We start from the raw sequence: 20,039 nt of genomic DNA on the forward strand, positions 1-20,039 counted from the left end.
CCACACGTTCGCTTGAGGTCGCGCGACGGCGACGGGCGGATGGAGGCGAAGGACCCGGCCCCTCCGCGCAAGCGTCATGCCGGCCGCCGCACCGTCCGCAGACGCTCGACCAGGGCGATCCACAGGATGGGGGCGGACTCGATGAAGACCCGCCGGAAATGACCCCTCGGGTTCAGAGCCAGCCGCCAGGCCCACTCCAGTCCCGCCTCCCGCATCCAGCGCGGTGCGCGACGGATGCGGCCGGTCAGGAAGTTGAGCGCGCTGCCGACGCAGAGGCCTGTTCCGGTCACGCCGGGGGTCTCCGTAAGGCGCTGGGCGAGGTCCTCCGACTGGGGCGCCCCGGCGATCAGGAAGACGTAGCGTGCCGGGTGGGCGCGGACGAAGGCCAGGCATTGCTCGACCTCGACCGGGTCGCGCCAGAAGCCGAACGAGGGAGTGAGCCGGGCGACCGTGCGGATGCCGAAGCGAAGGCGAAGCGCCTGTTCCACCTCGGCGTCGCCGCCGATCAGGGTCAGGGTCGCATCGGCCGGAACCCCGACCTCGAACAGCCGCGCGACGAGGTCGCTGCCCGCCGCCACGGGCAGGTCCCGCCCGAACAGGACCCGCGACAGCAGCCGGAGGATCCGGCTGTCGTTCAGCACCATCCAGGCCAGGCCCTGAGGTCCCGCGAACCGCAGATCGCCGGCGTTGGCGGCGACCACATGCTGGGCGTTGGGCGTGACGACGAAGGCGAAGGGTGCGGCCGGATCGCGGGCGATGATGCCGTGGACGGCCTCGTCCAGCGGCAGGGGGGTGAAGGTCACGCCGAGGAAACGGCGACGCGGAAACGGGCTCATCGAACCCCCTCGTAGGTGTTAGTCAGGGAGACGGATCGGCTGAATGGCAAGAGGCGGTTGAGGTACTGATCGACCCAAAGATCGGCCTCGGCGATGCGGCTGCGTGGCACGAAGACGATGTCTTCGGAGGCGAGGGCGACGCCGGTCTCGGCCTCGCCGCGCTCGACGAAACGACGCAGATCCACGGTCCTCAGCATGGCGTCGGCGCCCGGCCGCTGGCGGATGACGACAACCTGATCCATCCGGCTCTCCGGTGAGAAGCCGCCGGCCAGCATGATCGCTTCCAGCGTCGAGGCGCGGGCGGATAACGGATAGACGCCCGGCCTCTGCACCGCCCCGCCGACGATGACGCGGGCCGATCGCGCCTCGGTCACCGACAGGCTGACGATGGGTTGGCGCAGGCGGCGGGCGGAGGCGTCGCGCACCGCCGCCTCGAGTTCGGATGGCGTCAGGTTCTGGGCCGCCAGCCGTCCGACGACACGCAGGCTGACGAAGCCGTCCGGCTCTACAGAAACCTCCTGCGTCAGCTCGGGCGTCAACAAATAGTCGACCTTCAGCCGGTCGCCGACGCCGAGACGATAGGCGGGGGCCGCGTCGCTCCAAGGGGCGAAGCGGTGCGGCTCGCGCTCGCGCGGGCGGATCGACTGGGTCGTGCCGCAGCCGGCAGCGGTCACGGCCAGACCGGTCAGGAGCAGGCGGCGACTAAGGGTCAGAGCCATCGGTAGATCGCCTCCGGGACGTGGCGTCGGCGGCCGGTGAAGACGAAGCCGAGAAGGTCGCCGCCGGACACCAGAACGACCTCCCGCATCCGCCGTGCGGCCGGGGCTCGCGTCGCCTCGGCCTGGACGATCAGGATGTTGGCGTCGGCCAGACCATGCAGCCGACGCGCATCGGGCAGGTCGAAATCACGCGCGCCGACCAGAACGATCCGGCTGAAGGCGCCGCGCATCAGGTCGAGAAAGGCGCGCGCCTCTTCCGCCGTCGCGGCCGGGGCGCCGAGCGGGGTCTCGCTCGGGTTCACCGCGGCCCAGAGTCCCACGGAAGCTGAGCGCGCGACGTCGAGGTGGGTCGGACCGGCGGGCAGTCGCTGCACCGCCTCCCCGGCCTTCCTGCGATAGTGGTCGGCGGCGTCGAGGTCGATCAGCAGGACCGCTCCGCCCGCCCGTGCGGCCATGGCCTGGGCGACGCCGAGGGCGAGGCGGCCTTTGGCGCCCGCGTCGTCGCCGACGAACTGAAAGACCTGAAGCGGTCGATCGTCGATCTCGAGGTCGAGCAGAAGGCTCGCCAGCCGCGCCATGGCGGCCTGTCCGGCGTCGGAGCGCAGGTTGGAGGCCGTGGCGTCCAGCGACATCAGGGCGTCGAGGCCCAGCGAACTTTCCGCCTCGCCGGGCGCGATGAAGACCTGACGCAGGACGATGCCGACCGCCGTCGCGGCGATGGCCAGGGCGATACCCAGAGCGGCTCCGGCGAGGATCAGGGTGGGCCGCAGATCGCGGCCGGTCAGGGGGGCGGTCGGAGGCTGGACGACGCGGACGGTCGTGTTGCGGTCGTCGACGGCTTGGTCCTCCAGGGCGGCGCCGGCGCGGCCGATGAGGAGGCTGCGGTGGATGGTCTCCGAGGCCGAGCGGCTACGCTCCAGATCGTGCAGCCGCATCTCGGCGGTGCGCAGGTCGCCGACGCGGGCGCGAGCGGCGGCGAGCTGGGTCGCCAGTTCGGCCGATTGTCGTTGCAGGGACGCGAGTTCGATGCCGAGGGAGACGCGGCGCTGGACCAGCAGATCGGCGACGGGGTTCCGGACCGTGCGGTCGCTGGAACGGATGTCCTGGGCGTTCTCGACGATCTGGGCCTGGGCAGCGGCGATGCGGGCGTCAATCTCGGCCAGGCCCGGCCAGTCCTCGTTGTATTGCTCGACGACGTGAGCGCGGTCCTGACGCAGGCGCAGCAGGGTGTTTCGGGCCTCGTCGTTGGGCGTGGTGTTGGTGCGTTCCTGACTGTCCAGAACCCGCTCGGGCGCGGCGGCCAGTTGGCGGGAGACGGCGGCCAGTTCGGCGGCGACGGCGCCGCGTCGCTCCTGCGCCTGGTTGGCGCGCTGGATCAGGGCCTCGAGCCGGTCGGAGGCCAAGGCGACGTCCTTGTCGATATCGAGCACATCGTGGGTCTGACGGATCCGTTGGATCTCGCCTTCGGTCTGGCTCAGCGCCGTGTCGTAGCGGTCGATCTCACGATCCTGCCGGTCACGCGAGGCGTTGACGTAGAGCTCGGCGCGGCGGTCGATGTAGGCGTCAGTGACGGCCTGAACCGCCCTCAGCGCGTAGTCGCGATCCCGGCTGGTGAAGGCGATGCGCAGGACGTTGGAGCCATCCTCGATCTCGACCTTCAGGGCCTTGGCGAACTTGCCCAGAGCCGCTGGGTCGGCATCCGCCTCCGACAGTTTGGCCATGGCCGCCTGCAGCACCGGGTCGCTACGGATGATCTGAACCTCGGACTGGAGGGCGCGCAGGACGACCTCGCCGCCCTGATAGGTCTGGGGTCCGTTCAGCCCCTCCTGCGCCGCCTGGGTCGCGCCGATGCGGAGCAGGATCAGGCTGGCGGCGGTGAACTTCGGCGGGCTGAAGACAGCGGCGGCAACGCCCAGCATCAGGCCGATGGCGAGACACGCCAAAATCACCTTCTGATTGTAGAAAACATGGACCAGCAGGTCGCGCAGGGACAGCAGGCCCCGCGGCGTGGCGGGCGTTTCGGCGACTGTCTGGACGACTGGGGTCAAGACCCGCCCTCGATGCGTCGCCCGCGAGACGGCGACCGGAATACACGTTTGGGTAGCATGTGATTGGTAAACGAGATGCGACCGCCGCCGGAGTTCGCATGTCGCCCGAGACCCTTCTTGCCCGCCTGAGCCCATCGACGGCGGGCGCGCGGTTGAGCGCCCTGATCGCCCGCGCCCGGCCCGCCGTCCTGGTGTCGCTGGGGTCGCGTGCGCTGGAGGCGGCGGCGAAGTTCGCGCTCTATGCCCTGGCCGCCCGGGCGCTGGGCGGGCATGACGCGGGACGGTTCTTTCTGGCGCTCGGGGTGATCCAGATCGTCTCGACCGTCGCCCGGCTGGGGCTGGAGAAGCCGATCACCCGCCATGTCGCGGCGGAGCTGGCGGTGGGCGATGTCGCGGCGGCGCGGAGGGCGGCGGGGACGGCCGGCGGGTCGATCCTGACGGCCAGCATCGCGGCCGGGCTGTTGCTGGCGGGCGCCGCGCCGGTCATCGCCCAGCACTGGACCGGACAGGCGGACATGGCTCTGCCGCTGATGCTGGCGGCCCTGATCATCCCGGTCCAGAATCTGGCCTTCGCGGTGGCCTATGTGCTGATCGGGCTGGAGCGGGGCGCGGCCGGGCAGATGGTGATGAACGCCCTGCCTCCGGTCCTGTCCCTGATCGCGCTTGCCCTCGGCGCCGACAGTCTGGGGCGGCTGCTGGTCGCCTACGCCGGGTCGTTCGGGCTGTGTGCGTTGCTGGGTCTGACACTGGTGCTGGCCACCCGCTGGTCGCACCGGCATCCGCAGGTGGCGCCGGGCGCGGCCATGGCCGGGCTGTGGAGCGGAGCGCGGCGGCTGATGGTGGTCGACGTCTGTCAGGCGGCGCTGATCACGATTCCGGTCCTGATCCTGGGCGCCTTCTCCGCGCCGGATGCGGTGAGCACCTTCTCCCTCTGCAATCGGCTGGCCATGCTGGTGACCATCGTGGTGCTGAGCCTCGGCGCGATGTCGGCGCCCCATTTCGCACGGCATCACCGGCTGGAGGATTGGACGGCCTTGCGCGCCGCCGCGATCGACAACCGGCGCTTGACCCTGATGCTGTGCCTGCCCCTCATCGCCGCCTTGGCGCTGGGGTCCGTGCCGTTGCTGGGCCTGCTCAACGTGCCGGTCGCCGGGGGCGTGCCGGTGCTGTTGATCCTGCTGACGGGACAGTTGGCCTACTGCCTGTTCCCGTCGCGCGACCTCCTTCTGGCCATGGCGGGAGAAGAGCGGATCCTGCGACGGAATAGTCTGTGGCAACTGGCCTTCTGCGTCGCCCTGTCGTTCGTGCTGACGCCGACCTTCGGAGCCGTCGGCGCGGCCCTGGCCAGCGCGGCCATCTGGATCGGCGGGGCGCTGGCCGTGGCCTCGGCTGCGCGGCGGAAACTGCCGCAGCTAGGTCTCTAAGACAAAGGGCGGACGCCGGTCCTTGTGGACGGCGATGACGTTGCAGAAGTCCGACGGCGGAGACGTCAGGGCTGTGAAGGCGCCGTCCCTCAGACGATGGAATCCATAACCGGCGCGGGCCAGCATGGCCCAGGTCTCGGTCGCCGCCGCGTCGGTTTCGCCACCCGCGTTGAGGTGGGCGTTGCATTCGAAGATCACCGCCGGACGGAAGCGGGCCAGCATCTCTCGCGCCCCCGCGACGACCAAGGGTTCGGCGCCCTCGACATCGATCTTGATGAGGTCGACGCGGTCGAGGCCGCAGCGGTCGATCAGGCCGTCCAGAGTCACGGTCTCGACCGTCTCGCCGTCCTCCGCGCGGGCGTTGGCGATCAGGGAGAAGGCCTGGGGGTCGTTGCCGAGCGGGACATGGTGCAGAACCGCCTGCCCCGCCGCATTCGAGGCCGCGACTTTCATCGCCTCGGCCCAGCCGTAGTCATTGAGGGCGAGGTTGGACGTCAGATGGCCATAGGCCTCGGCCCCCGGCTCCAGCGCCAGGACCCGGCCGCTCGGCCCGACCAGACGCGCGGCCTTGAGCGCATAGAGGCCCACATTGGCGCCGACGTCGATGAAGACGTCGCCCGGCGACAGCAGCCGCTGAAGCTCGCGCAGTTCCGGCTCGACCCAGTCGCGCAGCAGGAAGGCCGTGATGGTGGTGTAGCGCAGATCCGCCGGCGCCCGCATTCGCTCGCGCCCGTCGCGGGTCAGGTGGAAGGTCGGATTGCCGCCCACGGCGCTGGCCGCCGTCAGCCAGGCGGCGCGGGTCAGGACGTTGAGCGGCTCGGCCCTGAAGGCGGGCTGGGCCGTCAGTTTACGGAGGCGTCGGATCAGGGTCATCGCGGGCTCGCGTCAAAAGAGGACGCCACCCTGACACAGGCCGATTAACTTTAGGTTGTATTTCGCAGCTCTTATTCCGAGAACCGGATCGTCCACGACAGGCTGGCTCGATCCGTCGCCTCGGCCCGGCAGCGGACCAGGGTGCGCAAGGCGCCGACCGGGCTGGCGTAGACGGCGGGGTCGAAGTCCGTGGTGGGGGCGCAGATCATGCCGGTCGCCTCGAACGACGCGACCTCGCCCTGGGCGAAGCGGATGACGGCGCCGTCCTGGGTCGCGCCGCGCGAGAAAGTCGGGAACTCCAGATCGATGACGGCCGCGCCGTCGAAGGCGATCTCGTCGGAGCGGGTCACGGCGCCGGGCTCCAGCACATAGCGGGTCTGGACCTGGGCGCGGTCGTCGGGAACGGGCGCCGTCTCGCCCATGCGGTCCCATTCGTCCTGGTGGAAGGCGACGGTCGTGCGGGCGCCGGCCTCTTCGATCCGGACGTCCTTGAAATACGAGAGGGGTTGCAGGATCGCGCCGTCGGCCAGGGTCAGGCGGGGGATCAACTGCGGGAAGGTCTCGTCCGCCGCGCCGGACAGGACTCCCGGCGCATAGGGGATCGGGAAATAGGGCGTGTTCATATGCTGGGTCGGCCCCCCGTTGATCAGGGGCAGGCCGATGACCCGGTCGCCGTCGCGGTAGGTGACCAGCACCCGGTCGTGGTCGCCCCGCGCGAACCAGGTCGTCATCGACGGCGGGCGTCGATCCAGCCAGGCCTCGAAGCCTTCGTCCGGCGCGGCGTTGGTCAGGCCCAGACGGTTCCAGATGGCGTTGGTGTAGATCAGCTGGTGCGACAGGCTGAGGTTCTCTCCCAGGATCCGGTGCTTGCCGCGATAGGCGTCGGTCTTGCGGCCGTGGTCCCACAGGTTGACCGAGCCTGTGCCGCTATCCAGCCAGAAGTCGACATAGCGGGCCGCGACCCGCGACGAGAAGGCATAGGCCATGGCCTGCTCCTCGCCGGTCAGGACGTCGAGGGCGGCGGCGGCGGTCAGGACCTCGATGAAGGCCGTCTCGCCATAGACGCCGATGCTGCGACCGTACTCGAAGCCTTCGCCGCGCATGTTGAGGCGGGGCAGCATCAGATCGACTGATTTGCGTAGCCATTCGCGCACCTCGGGCGGCGGTTCGACCCCGGTCTCGATGAAGCGCTGGGCGATCTCGCCGATCAGGAGGACCGAGTAGCGATCGAAGCGGCCCTCGCCCGAGGTCTCGTCGGCGAAGCCGTACTGGCCGGAGTAGTCGCGGAAATGCTGGAGGGTCTTGGCCAGCAAAGCCTCTGACGCCGAGGCGTCCTCCCAGCCCAGCAGGAAGCGCAGCCGGGCGATGCTGAAGGCCACGCCGTAGTAGTTGTTCGGCAGGTCGATCAGGGTCAGTTCGGGCTCGCGTACGAAGGCGCGCCAGTCGAGGCGTTCGCGCAGGCGGGCCAGGGTCGCGGGGCTGACCGCCTCGTCCAACAGTCCGGCGGTCTCCAGCTCGTGCAAGGCCGAGATGAAATAGTAGATGCCCCAGCTGTCGTTGACGTCCTCCAGCGTCAGGTCGGACAGGCGGCGGAAGGCGGCGAGGCGTTCGGCGAAGGCGGGGTCGTCGCGGTCGGTGGCGACCAGCAGATGCGACATGCCGATGGCGATCTTGCCGGGCAGGAATTTGTCCTCCGCCTCGAACACCTCGACGCCGTCCAGACGGTAGTCGCGGCCCTCGGCGACCAGGGCTTCCAGCAGGGTCTCGATCTGCGGCCGGACGCGGTCCTCGACCGTGCGGTTCATCGGCGGCGGGTTGCGGTAGATGACGCCTCGTTCCTGGGCCGTAGCGACGGCCGGGATCGCCGCGACGCTGAGCATGAGCGCGGCCAGAAGGCCGGCCTGGGCGGGAACACGACGCATGGGGAACTCTCGGAATGAAAAAGGGGAGCGACCGGCGGGTCGCTCCCCAGAGGCGTCTGCCTTAGGAGAGCAGAGGTTCACGGTATGGCGGCCTGACCGGGCCGTCAACTGGCCTTACCAATCCTGACGCTGCGACACTTGCGACGCCGCCATCAGCAGCGCGCCGACACCGTACAGCTGGGTGTCGGTGGCGACGACGCGGTCCGGCGCATAGCCGACCTGCTGCACCCAACCCAGGCGACCGTCCGGCTGAATGGCGCGCTCCAGCGCGTCCCAGCCCCTGGCGACGGTCGGGCCATAGGTGGCCTGATCCAGCACCCCGTGGTTCACGCCCCAGGCCAGGCCGTAGACGAAGAAGGCCGTGCCGCTGGTCTCCGGCGGGCCGCCGGCATCGAGCAAGGAGATCGGCCAATAGCCCTCCGCGCCTTGCAGACCGGCGATGCGCTCCGACATCTGGCGGAACAGTTCGACATAGCGCGGGCGCGATGGATCGTCGGCCGGTAGGGCTTCGAGGATCTTCGCCAGACCGGCGTAGGACCAGCCATTGCCCCGGCTCCAGAAGACCTTTTTGCCGGACTCTCCGGTGCGGCCGATGAAGCGGCTGTCGCGATAGAAGAGGTGATCCTCGGCGTCATAGAGCTGGGCGACGGCGGCCTGCAGTTCGCTGTCGGCGTGACGCCAGTAGGTCGGATCGCCCGTGACCTTCGACACGGCGGCCCAGACCGGCGGGGCCATGAAGATGGCGTCGGACCAGCACCAGCGGACCTGACAGGCGCGCTCGCCCCGCTCCTCGCCGAAGATCAGGGGGACGTCGCTGGGCGCGGCGGCGACCGGATCGAAGCGGGCGCGGGTCGGGGCCAGGCGCCGCGTGCGCTCCTCGCCTTCGGCATGGGCGGCGGCCCAGACCCAGGCGTGGCCGATGGCGTCGTCGTCCGCATGCCTCGGCCGATCGCCATAGCCCCAGCCGTTGGCCTGACCATGGGCGACCACTGCGTCAGAATACCGCGCGTCGCCGGTCGCGTCGGCGAAATCGCCCAGCCCCGCCCAGAAGGTCGCCTGGATCCAGTCGGTCGGGTCCTCGGTGTGATCCTGGAAGGTCGAGACATAGTCGAACCGATCCATGTGGTTCAGCTGCCAGTCCGCCACCCGGCGCGCCTGTTGCAACGCCTCGGCCTCCACGGTCGGCGCGGCATGGGCGCAGCCCGCGATGACGAGGGCCACAGCCGCCTGTGCGACCACGAGGGTCCGCCTGAATCCGAACATCCTTACCTCCCTGAGCCCTACGCGGTTGCTCCGCGATCTTTTGGCCAGACCAATATTGCCACCGGTGTCATATCTGGTCTAGCCTGTTCGCAACAGTCGCCCGAGCAACGGGTGCGTGGAAACGCTTCTAAAGGGGAAATCGCCATGACCACAGCCTCATTCCGTGTGGGCCGCACCGTACTTCTGTCATCGGTCGCCACCCTGGTCCTGCACACCGCCGCCTTCGCCCAGACCGCCCCCGCCCAGCCCGCGCCGCAGGACGAGGAATCCTCGGTCGACGAGGTCGTGGTCACCGGCCTGCGCGCCACCCAGCGCAACTCCATCGCCGTGAAGCGCGAGACGGCGACCATCGTGGACGCCATCGTCAACGACGAGATCGGCTCCCTGCCCGACAACTCCGTCGGCGACACGCTGGAGCGGATCACGGGCGTCACCGCAGACCGGTTCAAGGGCAACGCCAACGAACTGTCGGTGCGGGGTCTGGGCCCTACCCTCTCGTTCTCGACCTTCAATGGTCGCGAGGTCTCGACCGCCGGTCCGGACCGCTCCGTCGCCTTCCAGCAGTTCCCGTCCGAGCTCGTGAACGGCGTCCTCGTCTACAAGTCGCAACAGGCGGACTTCGCCGAGGGCGGCATCGCCGGCGTCATCGACCTGCGCTCCATCCGCCCGCTGGAGGCGACCCCGCGTCTGCAGGCCGAGTACCGCGCCGTCTATCAGCCGAAGGACGACGCCATTCGCGGCCGCGACGGTCTGGGCTACCGCGCCAATATCTCCTGGACCAACCGCTGGCTGGACACGGCCATCGGCGACCTGGGCCTGAGCATCGGATACCAGCATCAGAATCAGGCGGTTCCCGAGGACTATTACACCACCAACTCCGCCTTCATTCCCTGCGACACCTCGGCCAACAATCCGAACCTGATCACGGGGACGGCGGCCCAGCAGACGGCGGCGGGGACCAGCTTCAACTGCGCCCTTCGCCCGACGCTCAGCGCCGCCAACCAGGCCGGCACGACACAGGGGCCGCTCTACTTCGGCACCACCTCGCGCACCTTCCGCCAGATCAGCACGAGCGAGGAACGTGACGGCCTGCTGGGCGCGATCCAGTGGCGTCCGACCGACCGGCTCGATTTCACCCTGGACGCCCAATATTCGAACCGCTCCAGCCTGGAGAACCGCAACCAGCTGGCCATCACCGAGGCGGCGCGAGGCATCCAGCCCACGCTGATCGGCAACGGTTCCAACGGCTACAGCGACGGCGCCCTGATCAGCTACACGGGCAACTCCAACCTGGAGGTCCAGTTCGAGGATCGCCTGCGCGAGGAGGAATACATCGGCGGCGGTCTGTTCGGCCGCTGGCAGGGCGACCGGCTGCGCGTCACCGGCGACCTGTCCTACTCCCAGTCGCACCGCACCGAGCTGCAGAAGGCCACCAACATGCGGTCGAACCGCCGGGTGGTCTATTCGCTGGACGGCACGAACGACGTGGTGCCGAGCGTCAACTTCGTCGGCTTCGACGTGACCGATCCGTCGAACTTCCTGATCGCCACGCCGGCGTCCAACACCAACTACGCCCGCTATCGTCTGGTCACGGATCGCGAGGACGCCATCGCCGCCGCGCGGGTCGATGCGGTCTACGACCTCAACGAGGACGGCTTCTTCCGCTCCATCGGCTTCGGCGCGCGGGTGTCGGAGCATACGCGCGAAACCGACCTGAACAACAACGGCGACGTGGCCATTCCGATCGCCCGCGACGGCCTGACCGTCGCCCAGATCACGGCCCAGGCCAACGCCCAGTGCCGCGTTCCCTTCGCCACCGACCAGTTCATGCGCGGGTCGCGGACCAACATCTCGTCCTGGGCCCAGTTCGACAACGACTGCCTGTTCCGCGCCTATACCGGCCGCGACACCAATCCCCTGCTGGCCGACTCGCGCGGGCCGGAAGACATCGACGTCACCGAAACGATCAGCGCGCTGTACGCCATGACCACCTTCGGGACCGACTGGGGCAACATTCCGGTCAGCGGCAACATCGGCGTGCGTTACGTCTCGACCCAGGTGGAGGCCCGCGGCTACCGTTCGGCCGTGACGGTCACGCCGTCCGTCGCCGGTTCGGCCGCGACCATCGTCGTCGTTCCAGGCACCCTGAGCCAGATCACGGGCGAGGGCGACTACGACTACTGGCTGCCCAGCGCCAACCTGAACCTCGATCTGAGCGACCGGATGCGTCTGCGCTTCGGCGTGTCGCGTTCCATCGCCCGCGTCGGGATCGAGGAGTTCAACGTCGGCATCAACCCGATCGTCGATGCGACCGCGACCACCGTGGCCGGCGTCCTGGCCAACTCCCAGACCGGCAACCCGAACCTGAAGCCGCTGGAGGCGTGGAATTTCGACTCCTCGCTGGAGTTCTACCTGAACGAGGACACCAGCTTCTCCATCGCCCCCTACTACAAGCTGGTGAAGGGCGCGGCCTTCGACGCGGTCCAGCCGTTCACGACCTCGATCATCGCCAACGGCCAGGACGTGACCTTCAACGCCGTGGCCCCGGCCAACGACACCGAACAGCGCCACCTGTACGGCATCGAACTGTCAGGCAGCCATGTCTTCACCTGGCTACCGGGTCTGTGGAGCGGGCTGGGCGTGTCGGCGGGCTATAACTATGCCGAGGCCGACTTCGAGTTCCCCGATCCCTCCAGCGTCGCCCCCTATGTCGAGCCGGCCAACCTGCGCGGCCTGTCGCGCCACAGCGCCAACGCCTCGATCTTCTGGGAAGGCGCGGGCTTCCAGCTGCGAGCGGCCTATCGCTACCGGTCGGAGTATTCCAAGCCGAACAGCTCGACCAACCGGGGCGTCCAGGGGGCGGGTTATCTGAACCTCTCGGCCAGCTATCGCCTGAACCGCAACGTCCAGTTCAAGGCCCAGGCCCTGAACGTGCTGAACGAGCGGGACATCCTCTACAAGGCCGGCGAGGACTCGATCACCGAGGTGAGCGAGAGCACGCCGCAGATCTACGCCGGCATCGTGCTGCGCTACTGATCGCCGCCCGATGATCCGCTCCCTGCTCGCCGTGGCCGTGGCTGTCATGACGACGGCCACGCCCGTTCTCGCCCAGACCGCCGCCCCCGTCTGCGAAGGGTCGATGGGCTACGCCTCGGCCTTCGACGGTCGCCGCACCTTCCTGTGGCGGCCGTACCGGCTGGAGACGATCAAGGCGCGGATCGCGACCGACGCCAGCCTGCAACCGGCGCGGACGGCGATGCTGGCCCGGGCCGACGCCGCCCTGACGCGCGGGCCCTACACCGTCGTCGACAAGACCCAGACGCCGGCCAGCGGCGACAAACACGACTATATGAGCATGGGGCCCTACTGGTGGCCCGATCCGGCCCGGCCGAACGGCCTGCCCTATGTCCGGCGCGACGGTCAGTTCAATCCGGAGCGAGCGACCAACGCCTTCGACCTGAGCGATCTGGAAGACATGAGCCAGGACGTTCAGGCCTTGGCGCTGGCGTATTACTTCACCGGCGACGAGCGCTACGCGACCCAGGCCGCCAGCTTCATCAAGGTCTGGTTTCTAGCGCCCGAGACGCGGATGAACCCCAACTTCAACCACGGACAGGCCGTGCCCGGCCGCGTGTCCGGTCGCGCCGAGGGGGTGATCGACGCGACCCGTCTGGTACGGGTGGTCGAGTCGCTGGGGCTGCTGGATACGTCCTCCGCCCTGACTGACGAGGAGCGCGCCTCTCTGCGCGACTGGTTCGCCGAGCTGGTCCAGTGGATGGCGACCAGCGAGATCGGTCGGGCCGAAAAGGCCGCGACCAACAATCACGGCGTCTACTACGACATGCTGATCTCGGAGTTCGCCCTCTACGCCGGAATGGACGAGGTGGCCCAGACGGTGGCCGAGCGGTTCAAGACGACGCGGATCATTCCCCAGTTCGCCACGGATGGCAGCCTGCCGCAGGAGCTGACCCGCACCCGCTCGCTGCACTATTCGACCTGGACCCTGACGGCGTCGTTCGACCTGGCCCAGATCGGCGCTTGCGTCGGCGTGGACCTGTGGAACTGGTCGAGCGAGGACGGACGCTCGCTTCGGAACGCGACCGACTTCATGGCGGGCTGGGCTGGGCGCGAGACGGAGTGGCCCTATCCCGAACTCGACAAGACCGAGACCCAAGGCCTCTACGAGGTCCTCCTGCGCGGGGCCTGGGCGTGGAACGATGCGGAGCTCGGCGCCGACGCGGCCCTCTATGCCGAGCGGAACGCCGACCTCGACCTGAACCTTAGACTGCCGCCCTATGCGCCGTGAACGGTCAGATGGCCGAACGGCGGGCCAGCTCCTGACGACGCGCCTCGACGTCCGAACGGGTGCGCGCCAGGGCGTCCATCTCCGTCGCCGTCAGAAGGCCGTCGATCACCCGGCCCAGATGGCTGTGCATGGCCGCCCGCGCCGCCTTGGAATCCCGCTGGATCAGGGCGTCCAGGATCTCGCGGTGATCCTCGATCAGGGGACGCACCCCGACCTGCCGGGCCTTGGCCAGCATGGCGGCGCACAGCGGCGAGCGGTAGCGCAGGTCCCACAGGTTCTCGACCACCATGACGATGGCGGAGTTGCGCGTCGCCTGGGCGATCAGGGTGTGGAAGCGCCGGTCGGCCTGTTCGCCGATTGGGGTCGCAAGCGTGTTCTCCCCGACCATCTGGTTCAGCACGACCTCCAGCTCGGAGATCTCCTCGTCGGTGATGGCGCTGGCGGCGAGCGCGCAGGCCTCGCCCTCGAACAACCGCCGCGCCTCGGTCAGTTCGAAGGCGCCGATGTCCAGTTCCGGCGCCGGGCCCGTCGCGGGGGCCTCCGTCACATAGATGCCCGAGCCAGGACGGGCCTCGACCAGACCCCGGATCTCCAGAGCGATCATGGCCTCGCGCACCGTCGGACGACTGACGCCGAACTCCTCGGCCAGGTCGCGTTCGGACGGCAGGCGCTGGCCAACGACATAGCGCCCGGCGGCGATCCCGGCGGCGACCGAGGTCGCGACCTGCTGGTAGAGTTTGCGGGTGTCTGCGGTCGAGGTGGTCATGCCGCCTTCGTTGTAATGTCCTTGTTCGGGTCAGGCCAGTGGGCTGATCCGTCGTCCCGAGGTTTGCCTGGAGGTTTGCCATGACCCGTCGATCCCTCGCCGCGAGCGCCGCCGTCCTGGCCCTCCTCGCCAGCCCCGCCGTCGCGCAGGAGGCGACGGCCCATCCCGATCGCTGGCCCACATCGCACAGCCCCGCCGCCCTGACCGGCCCGATCACCGAGGCCCGCGTCCGCGAGCTTCTGGCCGCCATGACGATCGAGGAGAAGGTCGGCCAGCTGATCCAGGCGGACATCGGTTCGATCAAGCCGGAAGACCTGGCGACCTACCCCATCGGCTCCATCCTCGCGGGCGGCAGTTCCTCTCCGAACGGCGACGAGCGGTCGGGACCCGGCGCCTGGCTCGACCTGTCGCGGGCCTTCCGTGAAGCCGCCGCCGCCCGGCCGGGCGCGCGCGTCCCCCTGCTGTTCGGGGTCGACGCCGTCCACGGCCACTCCAACATCGTCGGGGCGACCATCTTTCCGCACAACATAGGCCTGGGCGCCGCGCGGGACCCGGACCTGATCGAGGCCATCGCCCAGGCGACGGCGGCGGAGGTCGCGGCGACCGGCGTCGACTGGACCTTCGCCCCGACCCTGGCCGTGCCGCGCGACGACCGCTGGGGCCGCACCTATGAAGGCTTCTCCGAAGAGCCCGGCATCGCCCGCGACTATGCCGCCGTCCTGGTGCGCGGGCTTCAGGGCGAACTGCGCGACGGCCAGGGTCTGGCGTCCGGCCGCGTCATGGGCTCGGCCAAGCACTTCCTCGCCGACGGCGGCACCACCGACGGCCGCGACCGGGGCGATGCGGCCGTGTCGGAGCAAGAGCTGATCGACATCCACCTGTCCGGCTATCGCGAGGCCATCGACGCGGGCGTCCTGTCGGTCATGGTCTCCTTCTCGAGCTGGAACGGAGAGAAACACACGGGCAACCGTTCGCTGCTGACCGACGTCCTGCGCGGGCCGCTGGGCTTCGAGGGCCTGTTGATCGGCGACTGGGACGCCCACGCCGCCCTGCCCGGCTGTCGGTCCGACAGTTGCCCCAGCGCGATCAACGCCGGGCTCGACATGTTCATGGCCCCGAACGCCTGGAAGGCGCTGTACGACAACACCCTGGCCCAGGCCCGGTCGGGCGAGATCAGCGCGGAACGGCTGGGTGAGGCTGTCGCCCGCATCCTGCGCGCCAAGATCGCGGCCGGCGTCTTCGATGCCGCCGATCCGATCGAAGGCCGGTTCGAGGTCGTCGGTTCGGCCGAGCACCGCGACCTGGCCCGCCGGGCCGTGCGCCAATCGCTGGTCCTGCTGAAGAACGAGAGTGCGACCCTGCCCATTCGTCCTGGCGCACGGGTTCTGGTCGCGGGCGCGTTCGCCGACGACATCGGCATGGCGGCGGGCGGCTGGACCATCGGCTGGCAGGGCGTCGGCAACACCAACGCCGACTTCCCCTGCGCGACCTCGATCTGGGCGGGCCTGCGCGACGCCGTGGCCGAGACCGGCGGGACGGCGACACTGTCCCCCGACGGCGCCTATACGGACAAGCCCGACGTCGCCGTGGTCGTCTTCGGCGAGACGCCCTATGCCGAATACTACGGCGATCAGGAGACGCTGGACTTCGCCCCCACAGGTCCGTTGGAAACCCTGCGTCGCCTGAAGGCCGAAGGCGTGCCGACCGTGGCCGTCTTCCTGTCCGGCCGCCCGCTCTGGACCAATCCGGAGATCAACGCCGCCGACGCCTTCGTCGCCGCCTGGCTGCCGGGCAGCGAGGGACAGGGCGTGGCCGACGTCCTGGTCGCGGGAGCCGACGGGTCGCCGCGTCACGACTTCACCGGGACCCTGAGCTTCTCCTGGCCCCGCAGCGCCGGTCAGCCGCCCCAGAATGTCGGCGCGCCCGGCTACGACCCGCAGTTCGCCTTCGGTTACGGCCTGACCTACGCGCGGCCTGCCGCCGTGCCCACGCTGAGTGAAGACCCCGGCCTGCCCGATGACGCCACGCCCCTGCCCCGCTTCTTTGCGGGCGGCCGGTTCATCGCCCCCTGGTCGGTGACCCTGCGCGACGCCTCGGGCAACCACCGGGTCGAAAGCCCCGGCGCGGCCGCCAGCCCTGCGGGCGGCGTGACCCTGACGCCCATCGACGGCCTGGCCCAGGAGTCCGCACGCCGGTTCCGCTTCGCGACCGAGGATGCGGTCGTCATCGTGGGCGGGCCGCCGACCCCCGCGGGTTCCGAGCTGGCCATGTCGATCCGCTACCGCGCCGATGCCCCCGTCAGGCTGGGCGTCGGGCGAAGCTCGGTCGCGCTTCCGGCCTCCGACTGGACGACGACGGTCACGCCGCTCGGATGTTTCCCGGAGTTGGACCCGACCACCGTGTCCCAGATCCAAATCGACGCCCCCGCCGGCGCCGAGGTGGCCGTCGAGGACCTGCGTCTGGTCGAGTTCGGCGTGCAGGCCTGTCCGCCCGCGCCTTAGACCGCGTCAGGGCTTGGCGTCGGCTACGCATGTGTCATGGTCGCGTCATGGCCCAGACGATCACCCTGCCCTGCCGCCCCGAGCCGCTAGAGATCGACCCGACGAAGACGGCCGTCATCGTCATCGACATGCAGAACGCCTACGCCTCTCCGGGCGGCTATCTGGATCTGGCGGGCTTCGACATCTCGGGCGCCAAGGCGGTGATCCAGAACATCAAGGGCGTGCTGGAAACGGCGCGCGGGGCAGATGTTCAGGTCGTCTATTTCCAGAACGGCTGGGACCCCGACTATGTCGAGGCGGGCGGCCCCGGCTCGCCCAACTGGCACAAGTCCAACGCCCTGAAGACCATGCGCGCCCGGCCCGAGCTGGAGGGAACGCTGCTGGCGCGCGGGACCTGGGACTATGAGCTGGTCGACGAACTGAAGCCCCAGCCCGGCGACATCCAACTGCACAAGACCCGCTATTCCGGCTTCTTCAACTCTCAGCTCGACAGCGTCCTGCGCTCGCGCGGCATCCGCAATCTGGTCTTCGTCGGCATCGCGACGAACGTCTGCGTGGAGTCGACACTCCGGGACGGTTTCTTCCTCGAGTATTTCGGCGTCGTTCTGGAAGACGCCACCCACCAGGCAGGGCCGGAGTTCGTCCAGCAGGCGGCGCTTTACAACATCGAGAAATTCTTCGGCTGGGTCTCCAGCGTCGCCGACTTCAAGGGCGTCGTGGGTCAGATCGCGCCAGACACACAGGAGGCCTGAACATGCCCAAGACCGTCATCACCCCGCCCGGAACCCAGACGCCGATCGCCCCCTTCTCGCCCGGCACCCTGGCCGACGGCGTCGTCTATGTCTCGGGGACGCTCGCCTTCGACAAGGACAACAACGTCGCCTGCGTCGGCGACGCCGAGGGCCAGACCCGCATCGTTCTGGAGACCATCAAGTCGGTGATCGAGACCGCCGGCGGGACCATGGACGACGTGACCATGAACCACATCTTCCTCAAGGACTGGGCCGACTACGCCGCCCTGAACAAGGTCTATGCGGAGTATTTCCCCGGCGACAAACCGGCGCGGTTCTGCATCCAGTGCGGTCTGGTCCGTCCCGACTTCCTGGTCGAGATCGCCACCGTCGCCCACATCGGCAAGTGACCCCACTCGCCACACTGCTGATCAAGGCGATCGTCTCCGCGGTCCTTATCGTGGCGGCCTCCGAGGTCGCGCGTCGCCAGCCGGGCATCGGCGCCCTGATCGCCTCCCTGCCGCTGGTGTCGGTGCTGGGCATGATCTGGCTGTGGCAGGCGAAGCCCGATGTGCAGAACATGGCTCATCACGCCGAGGCGACCTTCTGGTACGTCCTGCCGTCGCTGCCGATGTTCCTGCTAATCCCGGCGCTGCTTCGGCGAGGCATTCCTTTCTGGCCTGCGTTGGGCCTCGGCTGCGCCCTGACCATCGGCCTCTATCTGGCGATGACGACGGTCGGTCCGCGCTTCGGATTGAAGCTGTGACGACGGGTGTCGCCGACGGCCTCTGGTTCGAGGTCATCGACGGGCCTGACGGCGCCGACAGCGTCATCCTGTCCGCCGGCCTCGGCGGTTCGGCCGCCTTCTGGTCGCCCCAGATGGAGGCCCTGACCGGCCGCTTCCGCGTCATCCTCTACGACCATCGCGGCACGGGGCGCAGCGACCGGTCGCTGAAGCCGGACCATTCCGTCGCCTCGATGGCCGAGGACATCCGCTCGGTGCTCGACGCGACCGGCACGGCGACGGCCCACCTCGTCGGCCATGCGGCGGGCGGCAACGCCGGGCTGCAACTGGCGCTCGATCATCCAGATCGCCTCGACCGGCTCGTCGTCGTCAACGGCTGGTCGCGGCCGGACCCGCATGTCGCCCGCTGCTTCACGGCCCGCACCCGGCTGCTCGAGGCCTATGGCCCGCGCGCCTATGTCGAGGCCCAGAGCCTGTTCCTCTATCCGCCCGACTGGATCAGCGAGCACGATGCCCTGCTGAAGGCGCAGGACGATCATCACGAGGCGGGCTTCCCGAGGGTCGACGTCATGCTGGCCCGGATCGGGGCGCTGCTGGCCTTCGACATCGACGACCGGCTGAAGGACATTCCGCATCCGGTGCTGGTCGCCGCCTCGGCCGACGACATGCTGGTCCCCCCTCTGCTGTCGCGGCGTCTGGCCGAGGGCCTGCCGAATGCGACACTGGATGTCGTCCCCTGGGGCGGACACGCCTTTACGGCGACGGTTTCCGGTGCGTTCAATGCACGATTGGTCGCCTTCCTGAACGGCGACATTTGAGGGGGCTCAACATGGAAGTCGGCGTCTTCGTTCCCATCAACAACAACGGCTGGCTGATCTCCGAGACGGCGCCGCAGTACATGCCCTCGTTCGACCTGAACAAGCGCATCGCCCAGAGGGCTGAGCACTACGGCCTCGATTTCCTGCTCTCGATGATCAAGCTGCGCGGCTTCGGCGGCAAGACGGAGTTCTGGGAGTACGGTCTGGAGAGCTTCACCCTGATGGCGGGCCTCGCCGCCGTCACCGAGAAGATCAAGATCTATGCGACCTGTCCGACCCTGATCATCCCGCCCGCCTTCGCCGCGCGGATGTGCAACACGATCGACTCGATCAGCCACGGCCGCTTCGGCCTGAACCTGATCACCGGCTGGCAGAAGCCGGAGTACTCCCAGATGGGCCTGTGGCCCGGCGAGGAGCATTTCAAGAACCGCTACCAGATGCTGGACGAATACGCCCGCATTCTGCGCGAGGTGTGGGAGACCGGCCGCTCGGACTTCAAGGGCGACTACTACACGATGGACGACTGTCTGGTCCGGCCCCAGCCCTCCACCGACATGAAGATTATCTGCGCCGGGTCGTCCGACGAAGGCCTGGCCTTCTCGGCTCAATGGGCGGACTACGCCTTCTGCCTCGGCAAGGGGGTGAATACGCCGAAGGCCTTCGCCTTCAACAACGAGCGTCTGGCCGAGGCCACGGCCAGGACCGGCCGCGACGTGAAGATGTTCGTCCTCGTCATGGTCATCGCCGCCGACACCGATGAAGAGGCCATGGCGAAGTGGAAGCTCTACAACGACGGCGTCGACGTGGATGCGATCAGCTGGCTGAAGGATCAGGGCGCGGCCGACAAGGTCAACGCCACCACCAACGTCCGTCAGCTCGCGGCGCCCGAGGGGGCGGTGAACATCAACATGGGGACGCTGGTCGGGTCCTATGCGTCCGTCGCGCGGATGCTGGACGAGATGTCGGAAGTGCCCGGCACCGGCGGGGTGCTCCTGACCTTCGACGACTTCGAGAAAGGCATCGAGGACTTCGGCCAGAAGATCCAGCCGCTCATGACCTGCCGTTCCAACATGAAAGCCGCCTGAGC

At 68.8% G+C, this 20,039-nt stretch carries 16 protein-coding genes; 9 read left to right on the forward strand and 7 right to left on the reverse strand.

The genetic code is table 11. The features are described 5' to 3' along the window. Positions 1-74: 74 nt before the first annotated feature. The 3 genes from ACETK8_RS17420 to ACETK8_RS17430 are packed head-to-tail and all read right to left on the reverse strand — an operon-like array spanning position 75 to position 3,603. Positions 75-836, reverse strand: coding sequence for a WecB/TagA/CpsF family glycosyltransferase (locus tag ACETK8_RS17420; RefSeq protein ID WP_374037081.1), 762 nt, complete (start codon positions 834-836; stop codon positions 75-77). Then, positions 833-1,555 carry a polysaccharide biosynthesis/export family protein gene (locus tag ACETK8_RS17425; RefSeq protein WP_374037082.1) on the reverse strand — a complete coding sequence of 241 codons (723 nt, stop codon included), beginning with the start codon at positions 1,553-1,555 and terminating at the stop codon, positions 833-835. The genes ACETK8_RS17420 and ACETK8_RS17425 overlap by 4 nt, the downstream gene beginning before the upstream one ends. Next, the gene (locus ACETK8_RS17430; RefSeq protein ID WP_374037083.1) at positions 1,546-3,603 is read right to left on the reverse strand and encodes a GumC family protein; all 2,058 of its coding nucleotides are present in this window, start codon (positions 3,601-3,603) and stop codon (positions 1,546-1,548) included. Before ACETK8_RS17430 ends, ACETK8_RS17425 begins: the two co-directional genes overlap by 10 nt. A 98-nt stretch (positions 3,604-3,701) precedes the next feature. Here ACETK8_RS17430 and ACETK8_RS17435 point away from each other — a divergent pair, with 98 nt between their 5' ends. After that, the gene (locus ACETK8_RS17435) at positions 3,702-5,027 is read left to right on the forward strand and encodes a lipopolysaccharide biosynthesis protein (RefSeq protein WP_374037084.1); all 1,326 of its coding nucleotides are present in this window, start codon (positions 3,702-3,704) and stop codon (positions 5,025-5,027) included. Here the strand turns inward: ACETK8_RS17435 and ACETK8_RS17440 are convergent. The 3 genes from ACETK8_RS17440 to ACETK8_RS17450 all read right to left on the reverse strand — a co-directional run bounded on the left by ACETK8_RS17440 (position 5,016) and on the right by ACETK8_RS17450 (position 9,085). Further along, complete coding sequence (locus tag ACETK8_RS17440) at positions 5,016-5,900, reverse strand: FkbM family methyltransferase (protein WP_374037085.1); 885 nt, start codon at positions 5,898-5,900, stop codon at positions 5,016-5,018. The genes ACETK8_RS17435 and ACETK8_RS17440 overlap by 12 nt on opposite strands. A 71-nt stretch (positions 5,901-5,971) precedes the next feature. Continuing rightward, the gene (locus ACETK8_RS17445; protein ID WP_374037086.1) at positions 5,972-7,822 is read right to left on the reverse strand and encodes a hypothetical protein; all 1,851 of its coding nucleotides are present in this window, start codon (positions 7,820-7,822) and stop codon (positions 5,972-5,974) included. Positions 7,823-7,936: 114 nt separating this feature from the next. Continuing rightward, on the reverse strand, positions 7,937-9,085 hold the full coding sequence (locus ACETK8_RS17450; RefSeq protein ID WP_374037087.1) for a glycoside hydrolase family 88/105 protein: 1,149 nt from the start codon (positions 9,083-9,085) through the stop codon (positions 7,937-7,939). A gap of 144 nt (positions 9,086-9,229) precedes the next feature. Here ACETK8_RS17450 and ACETK8_RS17455 point away from each other — a divergent pair, with 144 nt between their 5' ends. Together ACETK8_RS17455 and ACETK8_RS17460 are read left to right on the forward strand one after the other, a co-directional pair. Further along, positions 9,230-12,121 carry a TonB-dependent receptor gene (locus tag ACETK8_RS17455; RefSeq protein ID WP_374037088.1) on the forward strand — a complete coding sequence of 964 codons (2,892 nt, stop codon included), beginning with the start codon at positions 9,230-9,232 and terminating at the stop codon, positions 12,119-12,121. 10 nt (positions 12,122-12,131) lie between these two features. Beyond that, positions 12,132-13,391, forward strand: coding sequence for an alginate lyase family protein (locus tag ACETK8_RS17460; protein ID WP_374037089.1), 1,260 nt, complete (start codon positions 12,132-12,134; stop codon positions 13,389-13,391). Between the two features lie 4 nt (positions 13,392-13,395). Here the strand turns inward: ACETK8_RS17460 and ACETK8_RS17465 are convergent, their stop codons facing one another. Beyond that, positions 13,396-14,157 carry a FadR/GntR family transcriptional regulator gene (locus ACETK8_RS17465; protein WP_374037090.1) on the reverse strand — a complete coding sequence of 254 codons (762 nt, stop codon included), beginning with the start codon at positions 14,155-14,157 and terminating at the stop codon, positions 13,396-13,398. Between the two features lie 80 nt (positions 14,158-14,237). On the opposite strand from ACETK8_RS17465, the gene ACETK8_RS17470 reads away from it, so the two are divergent. Genes ACETK8_RS17470 through rutA form a run of 6 tightly spaced genes read left to right on the forward strand, consistent with a single transcriptional unit; the run spans position 14,238 to position 20,037 of the window. Beyond that, positions 14,238-16,658: a glycoside hydrolase family 3 protein gene (locus ACETK8_RS17470; protein ID WP_374037091.1), complete on the forward strand. Its 2,421-nt coding sequence runs from the start codon at positions 14,238-14,240 to the stop codon at positions 16,656-16,658. 47 nt (positions 16,659-16,705) lie between these two features. Continuing rightward, positions 16,706-17,410, forward strand: a complete 705-nt coding sequence (rutB, locus tag ACETK8_RS17475) for a pyrimidine utilization protein B (protein ID WP_374037092.1) — start codon at positions 16,706-16,708, stop codon at positions 17,408-17,410. Positions 17,411-17,412: 2 nt separating this feature from the next. Further along, the gene (gene rutC / locus ACETK8_RS17480; protein ID WP_374037093.1) at positions 17,413-17,799 is read left to right on the forward strand and encodes a pyrimidine utilization protein C; all 387 of its coding nucleotides are present in this window, start codon (positions 17,413-17,415) and stop codon (positions 17,797-17,799) included. Then, on the forward strand, positions 17,796-18,155 hold the full coding sequence (locus ACETK8_RS17485) for a DUF3147 family protein (protein ID WP_374037094.1): 360 nt from the start codon (positions 17,796-17,798) through the stop codon (positions 18,153-18,155). Before rutC ends, ACETK8_RS17485 begins: the two co-directional genes overlap by 4 nt. After that, complete coding sequence (rutD, locus tag ACETK8_RS17490) at positions 18,143-18,952, forward strand: pyrimidine utilization protein D (protein WP_374039430.1); 810 nt, start codon at positions 18,143-18,145, stop codon at positions 18,950-18,952. Before ACETK8_RS17485 ends, rutD begins: the two co-directional genes overlap by 13 nt. A gap of 11 nt (positions 18,953-18,963) precedes the next feature. Continuing rightward, positions 18,964-20,037 (forward strand): pyrimidine utilization protein A, encoded by a 1,074-nt coding sequence (rutA, locus tag ACETK8_RS17495; RefSeq protein WP_374037095.1) that lies wholly within the window; start codon positions 18,964-18,966, stop codon positions 20,035-20,037. Positions 20,038-20,039 lie beyond the last annotated feature (2 nt).

The sequence above is a fragment of the Brevundimonas staleyi genome (assembly GCF_041893865.1).
In the GTDB taxonomy this organism is placed as follows: Bacteria; Pseudomonadota; Alphaproteobacteria; order Caulobacterales; family Caulobacteraceae; genus Brevundimonas; species Brevundimonas staleyi.

Excerpts from the sequence above, each read along its gene's own strand:
- ACETK8_RS17450 (WP_374037087.1), bottom strand. The coding sequence starts at position 9,085 with ATGTTCGGATTCAGGCGGACCCTCGTGGTCGCACAGGCGGCTGTGGCC.
- ACETK8_RS17470 (WP_374037091.1), top strand. The coding sequence starts at position 14,238 with ATGACCCGTCGATCCCTCGCCGCGAGCGCCGCCGTCCTGGCCCTCCTC.
- ACETK8_RS17435 (WP_374037084.1), top strand. The coding sequence starts at position 3,702 with ATGTCGCCCGAGACCCTTCTTGCCCGCCTGAGCCCATCGACGGCGGGC.
- ACETK8_RS17420 (WP_374037081.1), bottom strand. The coding sequence starts at position 836 with ATGAGCCCGTTTCCGCGTCGCCGTTTCCTCGGCGTGACCTTCACCCCC.
- ACETK8_RS17465 (WP_374037090.1), bottom strand. The coding sequence starts at position 14,157 with ATGACCACCTCGACCGCAGACACCCGCAAACTCTACCAGCAGGTCGCG.
- ACETK8_RS17440 (WP_374037085.1), bottom strand. The coding sequence starts at position 5,900 with ATGACCCTGATCCGACGCCTCCGTAAACTGACGGCCCAGCCCGCCTTC.
- rutB (WP_374037092.1), top strand. The coding sequence starts at position 16,706 with ATGGCCCAGACGATCACCCTGCCCTGCCGCCCCGAGCCGCTAGAGATC.
- rutC (WP_374037093.1), top strand. The coding sequence starts at position 17,413 with ATGCCCAAGACCGTCATCACCCCGCCCGGAACCCAGACGCCGATCGCC.
- ACETK8_RS17445 (WP_374037086.1), bottom strand. The coding sequence starts at position 7,822 with ATGCGTCGTGTTCCCGCCCAGGCCGGCCTTCTGGCCGCGCTCATGCTC.
- rutA (WP_374037095.1), top strand. The coding sequence starts at position 18,964 with ATGGAAGTCGGCGTCTTCGTTCCCATCAACAACAACGGCTGGCTGATC.
- ACETK8_RS17425 (WP_374037082.1), bottom strand. The coding sequence starts at position 1,555 with ATGGCTCTGACCCTTAGTCGCCGCCTGCTCCTGACCGGTCTGGCCGTG.
- ACETK8_RS17460 (WP_374037089.1), top strand. The coding sequence starts at position 12,132 with ATGATCCGCTCCCTGCTCGCCGTGGCCGTGGCTGTCATGACGACGGCC.
- ACETK8_RS17455 (WP_374037088.1), top strand. The coding sequence starts at position 9,230 with ATGACCACAGCCTCATTCCGTGTGGGCCGCACCGTACTTCTGTCATCG.